General features: G+C 44.6%; 13 protein-coding genes, 1 tRNA gene, 1 other RNA gene and 1 other annotated feature. Of the genes, 13 read left to right on the top strand and 2 right to left on the bottom strand.

Annotation, left to right across the window (positions count from 1 at the left end):
- The first annotated feature begins 271 nt into the window (after window positions 1-271).
- From guaB to BTO30_RS16650, 6 genes are all read left to right on the top strand, one after another.
- On the top strand, window positions 272-1,735 hold the full coding sequence (gene guaB, locus BTO30_RS16675; RefSeq protein WP_075399814.1) for an IMP dehydrogenase: 1,464 nt from the start codon (window positions 272-274) through the stop codon (window positions 1,733-1,735).
- A 198-nt stretch (window positions 1,736-1,933) separates the two neighbouring features.
- Complete coding sequence (locus BTO30_RS16670; protein WP_075399813.1) at window positions 1,934-3,274, top strand: serine hydrolase; 1,341 nt, start codon at window positions 1,934-1,936, stop codon at window positions 3,272-3,274.
- Between the two features lie 107 nt (window positions 3,275-3,381).
- A complete protein-coding gene (pdxS, locus tag BTO30_RS16665; protein WP_075399812.1) occupies window positions 3,382-4,263 on the top strand; it encodes a pyridoxal 5'-phosphate synthase lyase subunit PdxS in 882 nt (293 codons plus the stop codon).
- Complete coding sequence (pdxT, locus tag BTO30_RS16660) at window positions 4,263-4,856, top strand: pyridoxal 5'-phosphate synthase glutaminase subunit PdxT (RefSeq protein ID WP_075399811.1); 594 nt, start codon at window positions 4,263-4,265, stop codon at window positions 4,854-4,856. Before pdxS ends, pdxT begins: the two co-directional genes overlap by 1 nt.
- 32 nt (window positions 4,857-4,888) lie before the next feature.
- Window positions 4,889-5,105: a binding site (T-box leader), on the top strand.
- Between the two features lie 44 nt (window positions 5,106-5,149).
- Complete coding sequence (serS, locus tag BTO30_RS16655) at window positions 5,150-6,430, top strand: serine--tRNA ligase (RefSeq protein WP_075399810.1); 1,281 nt, start codon at window positions 5,150-5,152, stop codon at window positions 6,428-6,430.
- A gap of 207 nt (window positions 6,431-6,637) precedes the next feature.
- Window positions 6,638-6,730 (top strand) — tRNA-Ser (locus BTO30_RS16650).
- 67 nt (window positions 6,731-6,797) lie between these two features.
- Here BTO30_RS16650 and BTO30_RS16645 read toward each other — a convergent pair.
- Complete coding sequence (locus tag BTO30_RS16645) at window positions 6,798-8,084, bottom strand: glycoside hydrolase family 18 protein (protein WP_075399809.1); 1,287 nt, start codon at window positions 8,082-8,084, stop codon at window positions 6,798-6,800.
- A gap of 53 nt (window positions 8,085-8,137) precedes the next feature.
- Window positions 8,138-8,689 carry a cysteine hydrolase family protein gene (locus tag BTO30_RS16640; protein WP_075399808.1) on the bottom strand — a complete coding sequence of 184 codons (552 nt, stop codon included), beginning with the start codon at window positions 8,687-8,689 and terminating at the stop codon, window positions 8,138-8,140.
- A gap of 73 nt (window positions 8,690-8,762) precedes the next feature.
- Between BTO30_RS16640 and tadA the strand changes: the two genes are divergently transcribed.
- The 7 genes from tadA (at window position 8,763) to BTO30_RS16605 (ending at window position 12,793) form a co-directional block, all read left to right on the top strand.
- Window positions 8,763-9,227, top strand: coding sequence for a tRNA adenosine(34) deaminase TadA (gene tadA / locus BTO30_RS16635; protein WP_425429478.1), 465 nt, complete (start codon window positions 8,763-8,765; stop codon window positions 9,225-9,227).
- 45 nt (window positions 9,228-9,272) lie between these two features.
- Window positions 9,273-9,537, top strand: an RNA gene (gene ffs / locus BTO30_RS16630) — signal recognition particle sRNA large type.
- Between the two features lie 115 nt (window positions 9,538-9,652).
- Complete coding sequence (gene dnaX / locus BTO30_RS16625) at window positions 9,653-11,374, top strand: DNA polymerase III subunit gamma/tau (protein WP_075399806.1); 1,722 nt, start codon at window positions 9,653-9,655, stop codon at window positions 11,372-11,374.
- A gap of 24 nt (window positions 11,375-11,398) precedes the next feature.
- Window positions 11,399-11,710 carry a YbaB/EbfC family nucleoid-associated protein gene (locus BTO30_RS16620; RefSeq protein WP_075399815.1) on the top strand — a complete coding sequence of 104 codons (312 nt, stop codon included), beginning with the start codon at window positions 11,399-11,401 and terminating at the stop codon, window positions 11,708-11,710.
- Window positions 11,711-11,728: 18 nt separating this feature from the next.
- Entirely contained in the window at window positions 11,729-12,325 is a 597-nt protein-coding gene (gene recR / locus BTO30_RS16615; RefSeq protein WP_075399805.1) for a recombination mediator RecR, read from the top strand.
- Between the two features lie 11 nt (window positions 12,326-12,336).
- Window positions 12,337-12,555 carry a YaaL family protein gene (locus BTO30_RS16610; RefSeq protein WP_075399804.1) on the top strand — a complete coding sequence of 73 codons (219 nt, stop codon included), beginning with the start codon at window positions 12,337-12,339 and terminating at the stop codon, window positions 12,553-12,555.
- A gap of 37 nt (window positions 12,556-12,592) precedes the next feature.
- Window positions 12,593-12,793, top strand: a complete 201-nt coding sequence (locus BTO30_RS16605) for a pro-sigmaK processing inhibitor BofA family protein (RefSeq protein ID WP_075399803.1) — start codon at window positions 12,593-12,595, stop codon at window positions 12,791-12,793.
- Window positions 12,794-13,040 lie beyond the last annotated feature (247 nt).

Genomic DNA, 13,040 nt, shown 5'->3' with positions numbered 1-13,040 from the left:
GAGAAATCAAGTTGTTTTTTTGTTGTTCTTTATGATTAAAACATTACAATGCAATCGGTAAAGAGAGTATCTCGGAATTGAGAAAAGTTATGTTGGAATATCTATTAATGACTTAAATTGTTTCTTTAGTGTAATATTAATACATTTCTTTTTAATGTTCGGATTTAAATGTGAAAATTCCAAAAAGTCTAACATATAACTCCTATCTTGACATTATACCCGTTCAATTGATAACCTACTAATAATATTTTTCGGTCAGGGAGGTTTAAATATGTGGGAAGATAAGTTTAAAAAAGAAGGTTTAACGTTTGATGATGTTTTACTTGTGCCGGCTAAATCAGAGGTGCTTCCTAAAGATGTGTCGTTGAAGGTAGAACTTACGCCAACTTTGAAATTGAATATTCCAATGATCAGCGCCGGTATGGACACAGTAACTGAAGGTGACATGGCGATTGCGATGGCTCGTCAGGGCGGACTTGGTATTATTCACAAAAACATGAGCATTGAGCAGCAGGCAGAACAAGTGGATAAAGTAAAACGTTCTGAAAGCGGCGTTATTAGCGATCCGTTCTTCTTAACACCGGAACATCAAGTGTTTGATGCTGAGCATTTAATGGGCAAATACCGCATTTCTGGTGTGCCGATTGTTAACAGTCAAGAAGAGCAAAAACTTGTTGGTATTTTAACAAACCGTGACCTTCGTTTTATTCAAGATTACTCAATTTTAATTACAGATGTTATGACAAAAGATGATCTTGTTACTGCTCCGGTTGGTACAACACTTGAAGAAGCAGAACAAATTCTTCAAAAGCATAAAATTGAAAAACTCCCACTTATCGATGACCAGGGCGTTTTAAAAGGCCTTATTACGATTAAAGACATTGAAAAGGTTATTGAATTCCCGAACTCTGCTAAAGACGCTCAAGGACGCCTTCTTGTTGGTGCTGCTGTCGGTGTAACAGGCGATACAATGAAACGTGTTGAAATGCTTGTGAAATCCAATGTAGACGTGATTGTGGTTGATACAGCACATGGTCATTCTGCAGGCGTTATTGAAACAGTAAAAGAAATTCGTTCGGCCTATCCGGATTTAAATATCATTGCAGGGAATGTGGCAACGGCTGAAGCAACACGTGAACTATTTGAAGCGGGCGCGGACGTTGTAAAAGTTGGTATCGGTCCTGGTTCCATCTGTACAACACGCGTTGTAGCAGGTGTTGGGGTCCCACAAATTACCGCAGTGTATGACTGTGCAACTGAAGCACGCAAATATGGAAAAGCAATTATCGCGGATGGCGGAATTAAGTATTCCGGCGATATTGTAAAAGCCATTGCAGCCGGTGGATCTGCCGTTATGCTTGGCAGCCTTCTTGCAGGTACGACGGAAAGTCCAGGCGAAACAGAAATCTTCCAGGGACGCCGTTTTAAAGTGTACCGTGGTATGGGATCTGTCAGTGCAATGGAAAAAGGTTCTAAAGACCGTTACTTCCAGGAAGATGCGAAAAAGTTTGTTCCGGAAGGTATTGAAGGACGTATTGCGTACAAAGGCCCGCTTTCAGATACATTGTATCAATTAACAGGCGGCCTTCGTTCAGGTATGGGTTACTGTGGAACAAAAGATATCGATGCGCTTCGAGAAAACAGCCAGTTTATCCGTATGACGGGTGCCGGCCTTCGTGAAAGCCATCCACATGATGTTCAAATTACGAAAGAAGCACCAAACTATTCATTATAATAAAGTGAAGCCTGTCCTTGAGGGACGGGCTTTTTTATGGATCTTATTTAAAAGCTTCACCTTCTGTAACATTATCTTCACATTTTACCCCGCTCTGCTTCTATTGTAGGATATCTAGGTCGTTTCGCGTCTATTTTTCGACTGAAAATGTATGGTACAATAACGAAAGTGTGACATAACAGATGGAGGGTTTTCAGTGTGAAGAAGAGAAGCGGGTATCGGATTAGTGCTATTTTTTTAAGCGCATTGTTGTTCATTGGATTAGTAGTCCCGGGAGGAATGAAAGCAAAAGCGGCGTTTGAGGTAAATGCATCAGCGGCTATTTTAATTGATGCAGATACCGGACAGATTTTGTATGAGAAAAATAGTGAGAAACAGCTTGGTGTGGCAAGTATGTCGAAAATGATGACGGAATATTTGCTGCTTGAAGCGGTGAAGGCAGGAAAAATAAGCTTTGAGGATACTTACCAGGTGTCCGACTATGTATATACTGTTTCTCAGGACCGCAGTTTGTCAAACGTGCCGCTGCGTGCCGGCGAAACGTATACGATAAAAGAATTGTATGAAGCGATGACGATTTATTCAGCGAATGCGGCAACGATCGCCATTGCAGAAAAAATTGCTGGTTCAGAAGCGGAATTTGTCAAATTAATGAATGAAAAAGCAAAAGTACTTGGTCTTGAACAATATCAGTTTGTGAACGCGACCGGTTTGAATAATAAAGACTTAAAAGGGAATCATTCAACTGGCGGTGAGACGGATGAAAACATGATGTCCGGCCGCGATGTGGCAACGCTCGCCTACCGTTTAGTGAAGGATTACCCGGAAGTGCTGGAGACAGCCAGCATACCGAAGAAAAAATTCCGCGAAGGCACTGATGATGAGATTGCCATGGAAAATTGGAATTGGATGCTCCCATCACTTGTTTTTGCATATGAGGGCATGACCGGCTTGAAAACAGGCACAACTGATTTTGCCGGCTACTGTTTTACAGGAACAGCGGAGAGAAACGGCCAGAAGCTGATTGCTGTTGTAATGGATGCGAAAAGTTCTGACGGCAATGGAACATATAATGCCCGTTTTGTTGAAATGAAGAAAATGCTTGATTACGGATTTGACCAATTTGAACGGCAGGAGATCGCCGCGGCCGGAAGTCAGCTGAAGGGCGCTGAAACACTGCCCGTTCAAAAAGGAAAAGAGAAAGAAGTAGGCGTTCAAACGAAGTCGGCTGCTGCGATTTTGCTGCCAAAACAGTCAGAGGCGAAATATAAATCAGAATTAGTTTTAAATAGTTCGGATTTAAATGAAAACAAAGAGCTGACAGCACCTGTGGAAAAGGGCGAAGTGGTTGGTTTTGTAGTAATAAAAGATGATCAAGATAATGAAGTTCCATTTTTAAAAGCAGCGGGTAAAACACAAGTGGAAACGGCTCAAGATGTAGAAAAAGCGAACTGGTTCACACTTACTATGCGCGCTGTTGGCGGAGGAATCGCCAATGGATGGAACTGGATTGCTGATAAAGTAACTGGTTGGTTTTAATGAAAATCACCTTCTGCTATTGACAGAAGGTGATTTTTCGTGTTTAGTATGATTTAGGAATTTAACAAAAACTCAATTTTTTTGATCGATATAGGAGGAAGAGAAAGATGAATACAGGAACAGATCGCGTTAAACGGGGAATGGCTGAAATGCAAAAAGGCGGCGTTATTATGGACGTTGTCAACGCAGAGCAGGCGAAAATTGCGGAAGAAGCAGGCGCGGTAGCAGTTATGGCGCTTGAGCGTGTCCCTTCTGACATTCGCGCGGCAGGCGGCGTTGCCCGTATGGCAGACCCGCGTATCGTTGAAGAAGTAATGAATGCCGTTACAATTCCGGTTATGGCGAAAGCGCGTATCGGTCACATTGTAGAAGCGCGTGTGCTTGAAGCGATGGGTGTTGACTATTTGGACGAGAGTGAAGTATTAACACCGGCAGATGAAGAGTATCATTTGTTGAAAAGTGAATACACAGTACCATTCGTTTGCGGATGCCGCGATCTTGGCGAAGCAGCACGCCGTATCGGGGAAGGTGCATCGATGCTTCGTACGAAAGGTGAACCGGGAACTGGAAACATTGTCGAAGCGGTTCGTCATATCCGTAAGGTAAATGCGCAAGTCCGTAAACTTGTTCATATGAACGATGATGAAATCATGACGGAAGCAAAATTGCTTGGTGCACCGTATGAAGTACTTCTTCAAATTAAAAAAGAAGGCCGTCTTCCAGTTGTAAACTTTGCGGCAGGCGGTGTGGCAACGCCAGCTGATGCAGCACTTATGATGGAACTTGGTGCAGACGGTGTATTCGTAGGATCTGGTATTTTCAAATCAGACAATCCGGCCAAATTTGCGCGTGCCATTGTTGAAGCAACCACTCACTATCAAGACTACAAATTGATCGCGGAACTTTCTAAAGAACTTGGCGAGCCGATGAAAGGACTTGAAATTTCGAAAATTGCGCCGGAATCACGCATGCAGGAGCGCGGCTGGTAATGACAAAGATAGGCGTATTAGGACTGCAGGGAGCGGTTCGTGAACACGTCCGCTCAATCGTAGAGAACGGGGCAGAAGCAGTCGTTGTGAAATGGCCGGAACAGCTTGATGATCTTGATGGATTGATTTTGCCGGGCGGTGAAAGCACAACGATGCGCCGATTGATTGACCGATACGGTTTTATGGAGCCGCTTCGTCAGTTTGGCGAGTCAGGCCGGCCGATGTTTGGAACGTGTGCGGGGCTTATTTTGCTTGCAAGCGATATTGTCGGATACGATGAACCGCATCTCGGCTTGATGAACATTACCGTTGAACGAAATTCATTTGGACGTCAAAAAGAAAGCTTTGAAGCCGAGTTGTCGATCAAAGGAGTGGCAGATGATTACAATGCGGTATTTATCCGTGCGCCTCATATCGTGTCGGCAGGAGAAGGGACGGAAGTGCTGGCGGAATGCGACGGCCGTATTGTCGCAGCGCGTGATCGTCACTATCTTGGCTGTTCTTTCCATCCGGAACTGACAGATGATCATCGCATTGCCCGTTATTTCATCGACATGGCGGAACAGGCAAAAGCATCACTTGCGAATTCATAAAAATTGTAGTACATTGAATTTGAATTGAATAATAAAACGCGATGAAGGAAAATAATAGCGTGATTTTTCTCGGAAAGAGAGCCGGTGGGTGGTGCGAACCGGTGGGGGAGTCAGGTGAATCCATTCCGGAGCGGGATGCTGAAAGAAAAAGTAGGCATTGACCGGCGCAGGCCGTTAAAACGCAGTTGAGAGGAAAGCGTCATGCTTTCAATCAGGGTGGTAACGCGGAATATTACTTCCGTCCCTATACTTAGGGGCGGGAGTTTTTTTATTTTCAAAAGGAGGAATTATTCATGCTGGATATGAAGTATTTACGTTCAAATTTTGCGGAAGTGAAAGAACGTTTGAAGTTCCGAGGTGAAGATATGAGCGCATTTGAAGATTTTGAAGCGCTCGATCAAAAACGGCGGGAGCTGCTCGGTCAGACGGAGGAGCTGAAAGGAAAGCGCAATAGCGTGTCGCAGGAAGTGGCGCGGCTGAAAAAAGAAAAACAGGATGCCGATACACTAATTGTCGAAATGCGTGAAGTCGGTGAAAAAATTAAGGAGCTGGACACGGTTCTTCGTGAAACGGAAGAAAAGCTGGAGCAGCTGATGCTTCGTATGCCAAATATTCCGCATGAAAGTGTGCCGGCCGGTGAATCAGAAGATGATAACGTCGAAGTTCGCCGCCACGGTGATGTGCGGGAGTTTACATTTGAAGCGAAGCCGCACTGGGATATTGCAACAGATCTTGATATTTTAGATTTTGAACGGGCCGGCAAAGTAACGGGCAGCCGTTTTACCTTTTACAAGGGGGCTGGTTCCAAATTAGAGCGTGCGCTGATCAGCTTCATGCTGGATCTGCATACGGAAGAGCACGGTTACACAGAAATGATGCCTCCGTATATGGTTAACCGGACGAGCATGACAGGCACTGGCCAGCTGCCAAAATTTGAAGAGGATGCGTTCCGAATTGAAGCGGAAGATTATTTCCTCATTCCGACAGCAGAAGTGCCGGTGACGAACTATCACCGCGATGAAATTTTGAGTGCGGACGAACTACCGATTGCCTATGCGGCGTACAGTGCGTGTTTCCGCTCAGAGGCGGGTTCAGCCGGACGTGATACACGCGGATTGATCCGCCAGCACCAGTTTAACAAAGTCGAAATGGTTCGTTTTGTAAAACCGGAAGATTCTTATGAGGAGCTTGAAAAATTGACAGGACATGCGGAAAAAGTACTTCAGCTGCTTGACCTTCCATATCGTGTTCTCAATATGTGTTCAGCCGATCTTGGTTTTACTGCCGCGAAAAAATATGATATTGAAGTATGGCTTCCAAGCTACGATGCATACAAAGAAATTTCATCTTGTTCAAACTTTGAAGGTTTCCAGGCGAGACGGGCTAATATCCGCTTCCGCCGTGAAAAAACAGGCAAACCGGAACATGTTCATACGTTAAACGGATCTGGTCTTGCAATTGGCCGGACTGTCGCAGCGATATTAGAAAATTATCAGCAGGAAGACGGAAGTGTCATTATTCCGGAAGTGCTTCGTCCGTATATGGGCGGCAAAGATCGAATCGTTAAAAAATAAATGTTTTACTGGAAAAGGCGTTCTGGCGCATGTCAGTCGTCTTTTCTTTTTGTAGAAACAGTCAAGATGGAAAGGAACATTTAATGAAAAGGACGTCACACATGATGAATGAACGCCTCGTCTATGTGCTGTGATTCCCTTTTAAAAATTTTACAAACCCTATTGACATCATTAGTTATTTTATGATAAATTAACTCTTGTCGATACGGAGGAATACCCAAGTCCGGCTGAAGGGATCGGTCTTGAAAACCGACAGGCGGGTCAAACCGCGCAGGGGTTCGAATCCCCTTTCCTCCTCCATTTTTAACATAAGCGCATAATTGGAGATATGAACGTCCATCCGGAATTCCGGGTGGACGTTCTTTTTTTATTTTTTGATCACGGTAAAACGGTCTGATAACAGCAGCCAATTTTGCGGGAAGGAAAGTCCGATCCGCCAGTAGGCCATACCGCGCAGTTTTAATTCTTTTAATAATGAAAATTTTGCATCAATTGAGCGGGCATCTTCGAACCATACTTTGTGAAGACGCCCGTTTTCATCGGTATAGTCAATATAAGGGGCCTGCGAGACGCGGTCATAGCGGATGGACGCATTGTATTTGACGGCGATTTGAATGGCTTCCTGCGGGCTGATTGCGCGGGCCGGCGGATTGCCTTGCTGGTACGGGAGTGTCCAGTCGTACCCGTAAAGGTTTTGTCCCATCACGATTTTTGAAGCGGGCATTTCTGTTAATGCGTATGTCAGCACATTGCGGACCGGACCGATCGGCGACACGGCCATGGGAGGACCATAGCTGTACCCCCATTCATATGTCATCATAATACTGAAATCGACAATTTCCCCATGTGCTTTATAATCATGCGCTTCATACCATTTCCCCTGCTGTCCGGCGCTCGTTTTCGGTGCCAGCGCGGTAGACACTGTTTTTCCTTCGCGGTGGAACCGCTCTGTTGCCCTGCGTAAAAAACGGTTGTATGCTTCCCGGTCTTCAGGGCGTAAGTATTCAAAATCAAAATGAATGTCACTGAAGTTTGACTGCCTTGCAATACGGCTTATGTTGTTTAAAAGTGTCTGCTGGACGTTTTCATCATTTAATAAAATGCGTCCGAGTTCATCGCTGAACTGTCCGTTTTCCTGATTCGTGATGTCCATCATAAAAACGACACCGTTTTGTTCAGCGATTGTTGGGAGCGGCTGGATGGCGGGCTCTTCTAATGTACCGTCCCGCTTGGCGTTAAAACTGACCGGTGCAAAATACGTTAAATAAGGAGCGGCTTCTCGTGCTCTGTTCAAAAGTGCTGAGGAGTAACCGGAAACAGACGGCTGAATATAACCAGTAAATTCCGCGCGTGTTTTCACCGGCCCAGGAATGCGCAGCTGTCTGCCGATTTGCAATGGAGCGGCCTGAGACAAGCCGTTGAGCCGCGCCAGCTCTTGAACGGTTGTCCCATAACGCTGGGCAATGCTCCATAAACTGTCGCCAGCTGCTATGATATAAAAGCGGCCGGGAACAGGAATGACGATTGCCTGTCCGACGACAAGGCGGTCAGGATTTGGCAGCTGATTTGCCTGACTGATCGCCTGAGCGGTTGTTCCATAAGCCCGCGCAATTCGAAAAAGTGTATCCCCGCTTTTGACGACGTAAATATGCAAAAACGTATCCCCCTCTCTATACTATTTGTACATAAGAAGGGGACGGTTTATGCCTATTCTTTCAACAAGTCTATTAATGCAGCGGAAGGCCGCACATCTGCATTTAAAACCGTTTCCATCATCTTAAGTGCACATTTGTTATATTTTAGAAATTCAGATGCAATCGCATCGTTTGGTACATATACATCAAATTCACGCATATATGCATCATTCGCTGTAAAAAAGACGCATATATTGCCTGCTGTGCCGGTTACAATCACGGCATCTGTACCAAGTTCGGACAGTAAGGTGTGTAAAGCAGTCCCATAAAACGCGGAATGTTTCGGTTTGATCAAAAAATAATCATGATGATCCGGTTTTACTTGCTGTATAATGGGGGTGCTTAAATCGTTTCTTGCACGATCGATAATAAGCCGGATATCAGCTTTCCATAAATTATAATGGTCGTTTACATAAATAACCGGAATATCATTTGATCTGCAATATTGTTTTAATGTTAAAATAGGAGAAAGGATTTTTTCAGTTTCAACCGCTAATTTTTGGCCATTTGGGAAATTAAAATCATTTATCATATCGATAATGAGCAGCGCGAATTTTTTCTTCATGTTATTTCCTCCTTACACCATAGTATTACCCGAGATTTTTTAGAAAGGATCATGAAAAATGGATGAATTTTTTATGAAACTGGCGATAGAAGAAGCGAAAAAAGCGGAACAGCTTGGTGAAGTTCCAATTGGCGCTGTCATTGTAAAAAACAATGAAGTGATTTCTTCCGCTTACAATTTGCGGGAAACAACTCAAAATGCGGTGACTCATGCAGAGCTGTTGGCAATTGAAAAAGCATGTGAAGCAGTCGGATCGTGGCGGCTCGAAGAAACAACCCTTTATGTGACACTTGAGCCGTGTCCGATGTGCAGCGGAGCCATTTTATTATCGCGTGTCGACCGCGTGGTATATGGTGCGGCCGATCCGAAAGCAGGGTGCGCAGGCACATTAATGAACTTGCTTGAGGACAATCGTTTTAATCATCAGTGTGCTGTCATATCCGGCGTGCTGGCTGAAGAATGCGGGATGATGTTAACTAATTTCTTTCGCAGATTGCGGCAAAAGAAAAAGGAACAAAAGCAGCAGTTGAAGGAATAGCGCAATCGTTGCTTTTTATCGTGCAATATAGTACAATATTCTTTGCCGTGCTAAGTGGGGAGGTAGCGGTGCCCTGTATCCGCAATCCGCTCTAGCGGGACTGAATTCCTTCTCGAGGCTGTTTAATTGTGGGGTCTGCCTTTTGTAAGTGGCGTTGACGTCCGGGTCCTGCGCAATGGGAACCCATGAACCATGTCAGGTCCGGAAGGAAGCAGCATTAAGTGGACTCTCTCATGTGCCGCGGGGCAGCCTGGGCTGAGCTAACTGCTTAAGTAACGCCTGTGATTGGCAGTCGACAGAAGGTGCACGGTATACATAATAAGAAAGGCGTCCGGATCATCCGGACGCCTTTTTTGCGCGCCTTTTTATAGTAAAGAGGTGCACGTTCGTTTATAATGAAACAAGGACTGTGAAGGGGGAAGACGATGAGTTATCAGGCATTATACCGTGTATGGCGGCCGCAAAAATTCGCGGATGTCGTTGGGCAGGAGCACATAACGAAAACGCTCCAAAACGCTCTCCTTCAAGATAAAATCTCACATGCTTACTTATTTTCCGGCCCGCGCGGCACAGGAAAAACAAGCGCGGCCAAAATTTTGGCGAAAGCGGTGAACTGTGAAAACGGTCCGGCAGCAGAACCGTGCAATGAATGCAGTGCCTGCCGCGGTATTTCCGACGGATCGATTCAAGACGTGATTGAAATTGATGCGGCTTCCAATAACGGGGTCGATGAAATTCGGGACATACGGGATAAAGTAAAATATGCGCCGGGTTCAGTTCAATATAAAGTGTATATTATTGATGAAGTGCATATGCTTTCGACGGGTGCCTTTAACGCACTGTTAAAAACATTGGAAGAACCACCGGCACACGTAATTTTTATATTAGCGACAACAGAACCGCATAAAATCCCCTTAACCATTATTTCCCGCTGTCAGCGATTTGATTTTAAACGAATTACCGCGCAGGCAATTACCGGACGGATGGAACTGATTTTAAACGAAACCGGTACACAATATGACGAAACAGCCCTTCCTATTATTTCTAGGGCGGCGGAAGGCGGTATGCGTGATGCACTCAGCCTTCTCGACCAGGCGGTTTCATACAGCCGCGGCCGTTTGACGGAAGAAGATGCGCTTGTTGTAACCGGTACAGTCGGCCAGGGCATGCTGAATGCCATTGCCCGTTTCATTCAAAAGGAGAATGCGGCGGAAGCGGTGCAGACGCTTCATCGGCTTTTAATGGAAGGGAAAGATCCTGTTCGTTTTACAGAAGATTTTATTTTATATTTCCGTGATATTCTGTTATATAAAATGACACCGGATCTTGAAGAATCGCTGGAACGGACGATGGCAAATGCAGAATTTATTGAAATGGCCGGTCAGTTTTCCGAGCAGGCGATATATGAATATATTGCGGTGTTAAACAAAACACAGCAGGACATGAAATTTACGAATCATGCCCGTATTTACCTTGAAGTGGCTCTTGTGAAAATGTGCCGGATGCAAATGCGTAACACCGAAGCGGTTTCAGGACCGGAGATTGAAGGGCTTCTTGAGAAAATAAACAGGCTGGAGCGGGAAGTCCAGGAATTGAAAAACCGTCCGGCGGGTGCTGCAGAGCCGGAAGCCGCCCGCCAGCCTGCGAAAAAAATGTCCCGTCCGACCTCTCAATTTAAAGTGGCTGTTCCTCAAATTGAGAAAGTGTTATCGGAAGCGACAAAGCAGGATATTCAAAATATTAAAAGCCGCTGGGGCAGCATGATCGGTTATTTAAATGAACGGCAAATGCGTTCACAGGCGGCCCTTTTAAATGATGCGGAACCTGTCGCTGCTTCTAGCGATTCATTTGTGTTAAAATTCAAATATGAAATTCACTGTCAAATGGCTTCAGACAACAAAGCGTTTATGGATTCCATTTCGACCATTTTAAATGAGCTGACAGGCAAACCGTACCGCCCTTTTGTGGTGCCGGAAGAGTCTTGGCTTGATATACGCCGTTCCTTTTTGAAAAAACAAAAGGAAGACGGTACGTACACATCGCCTGCTGACGCGTCTGACAGCGACGTGCAGGAAGAAGAAGAGGATCCGCTCGTTTCAGAAGCGCTGAAGCTTGTCGGTGAAGAATTTCTTGAAATCAAGGATTAATGAAAATGGAGGATGATGAACATGATGCGTGGCGGAAATATGCAAAATATGATGAAACAAATGCAAAAAATGCAAAAGAAAATGCAGGAAGCACAGGAAGAACTGGCGGAAAAGAAATTTGAAGGAACAGCAGGCGGCGGCATGATCACTGTCAGCATTTCCGGTCAAAAAGAAGTGGTGGACGTTCAAATTAAAGAAGAAGTCGTGGATCCGGATGACATTGAAATGCTGCAAGACCTTGTCCTGGCTGCTGTAAATGATGCACTGAAAAAAGTGGATGAAGAAACGAACAAAACAATGGGTCAGTTTACGAAAGGGATGAACCTTCCTTTCTAATTGAGGAGGAATTGACGAATGTATTATCCCGAACCAATTACAAAGCTGATTGACAGCTTTATGAAACTGCCGGGCATTGGGCCGAAAACTGCGGCTCGTCTGGCTTTTTTTATTTTGAATATGAAAGAAGACGACGTGCTGGATTTTGCCAAAGCACTTGTTAATGCAAAGCGTGACCTCGGCTACTGCTCGGTCTGCGGTCATATTACCGATCAGGATCCATGCTCGATTTGCAAAGATGAACGGCGCGACCGGAGCATCGTCTGTGTTGTGCAGGATCCGAAAGATGTCATCGCGATGGAAAAAATGAAAGAGTATAACGGTCTGTATCATGTTTTGCATGGTGCCATTTCCCCGATGGAAGGAATCGGGCCGGAAGACATCAATGTGCCGGATCTTGTGAAACGTCTGCAGGATGAAACGATCAAAGAAGTCATTTTGGCGACAAATCCGAACATTGAAGGAGAAGCGACGGCCATGTATATTTCCCGGCTTTTAAAACCGTCCGGCATCCGCACGACGCGCATAGCCCATGGTCTGCCGGTCGGAGGCGATCTTGAGTACGCAGACGAAGTAACGTTATCGAAAGCTATCGAAGGCCGCCGCGAGCTATAGGAGGATTCACCATGTTTTTTCGCAAAAAGCAAAAGCTGAGTGCAGCATACGATGAAAAATTGATTGTGCTGCTCGATCGTTCCCAAAAAGAATGGTTCCAGCACCGCGAATTGCTTCGATTGAGCTTTGAGCAGAACGATGAACTTGAAGCGCAGACGAAAGCGGCGCAGGCAAAATACTTTTTTCTTTTCAGAGAAGCAAAAAAGCGAAAGATTCGCATAAAAGAATAACTATCTTCCATATGATGATATGGGAGTGTGATGGTGAATGAAAAAAATCGTTTATTTAGCAGTGCTGACAGCTAAAAAAACTATTATAGGTGCTTTTTTTCTATATATCGTAAATGTACTGATAAATAACGCCGGTATGCATATTGCAATGAATATCGCGACATCATGTATAGCGGGTTTTCTCGGGCTGCCGGGCATTATTATGCTGGCAGCCATTCATATATTCATTTTTAATTAAAAAATGAAAAGAAAAGGTTGACCGGTGAAAAACAAGGTGGTATATTATTAAACGTTGCCGCTGAAAAGCGGGAAACAAATTTAAAAAAGTTATTGACTCTTAATTCTTATAATGATAAGATATTAAAGTCGCTTAAGACAAAAGAAGATTAATTGAACATTGAAAACTGAACATAATCAATAAAAACGTCAACGTTTTAGAATTAAAGTTACGATATGAAATGCCCCTCAGTTCGATAGAAAACAAA

Source organism: Domibacillus antri, assembly GCF_001936625.1.
Classification (GTDB): Bacteria; Bacillota; Bacilli; order Bacillales; family Domibacillaceae; genus Domibacillus; species Domibacillus antri.
This window is presented reverse-complemented; position numbering and strand designations above follow the sequence as displayed.

Bases quoted from the DNA above. Each gene is read 5' to 3' on its own strand.
- guaB (WP_075399814.1), top strand. From the start codon at position 272: ATGTGGGAAGATAAGTTTAAAAAAGAAGGTTTAACGTTTGATGATGTT.
- pdxS (WP_075399812.1), top strand. From the start codon at position 3,382: ATGAATACAGGAACAGATCGCGTTAAACGGGGAATGGCTGAAATGCAA.
- pdxT (WP_075399811.1), top strand. From the start codon at position 4,263: ATGACAAAGATAGGCGTATTAGGACTGCAGGGAGCGGTTCGTGAACAC.
- serS (WP_075399810.1), top strand. From the start codon at position 5,150: ATGCTGGATATGAAGTATTTACGTTCAAATTTTGCGGAAGTGAAAGAA.
- BTO30_RS16640 (WP_075399808.1), bottom strand. From the start codon at position 8,689: ATGAAGAAAAAATTCGCGCTGCTCATTATCGATATGATAAATGATTTT.
- tadA (WP_425429478.1), top strand. From the start codon at position 8,763: ATGAAACTGGCGATAGAAGAAGCGAAAAAAGCGGAACAGCTTGGTGAA.
- dnaX (WP_075399806.1), top strand. From the start codon at position 9,653: ATGAGTTATCAGGCATTATACCGTGTATGGCGGCCGCAAAAATTCGCG.
- BTO30_RS16620 (WP_075399815.1), top strand. From the start codon at position 11,399: ATGCGTGGCGGAAATATGCAAAATATGATGAAACAAATGCAAAAAATG.
- recR (WP_075399805.1), top strand. From the start codon at position 11,729: ATGTATTATCCCGAACCAATTACAAAGCTGATTGACAGCTTTATGAAA.
- BTO30_RS16610 (WP_075399804.1), top strand. From the start codon at position 12,337: ATGTTTTTTCGCAAAAAGCAAAAGCTGAGTGCAGCATACGATGAAAAA.
- BTO30_RS16605 (WP_075399803.1), top strand. From the start codon at position 12,593: ATGAAAAAAATCGTTTATTTAGCAGTGCTGACAGCTAAAAAAACTATT.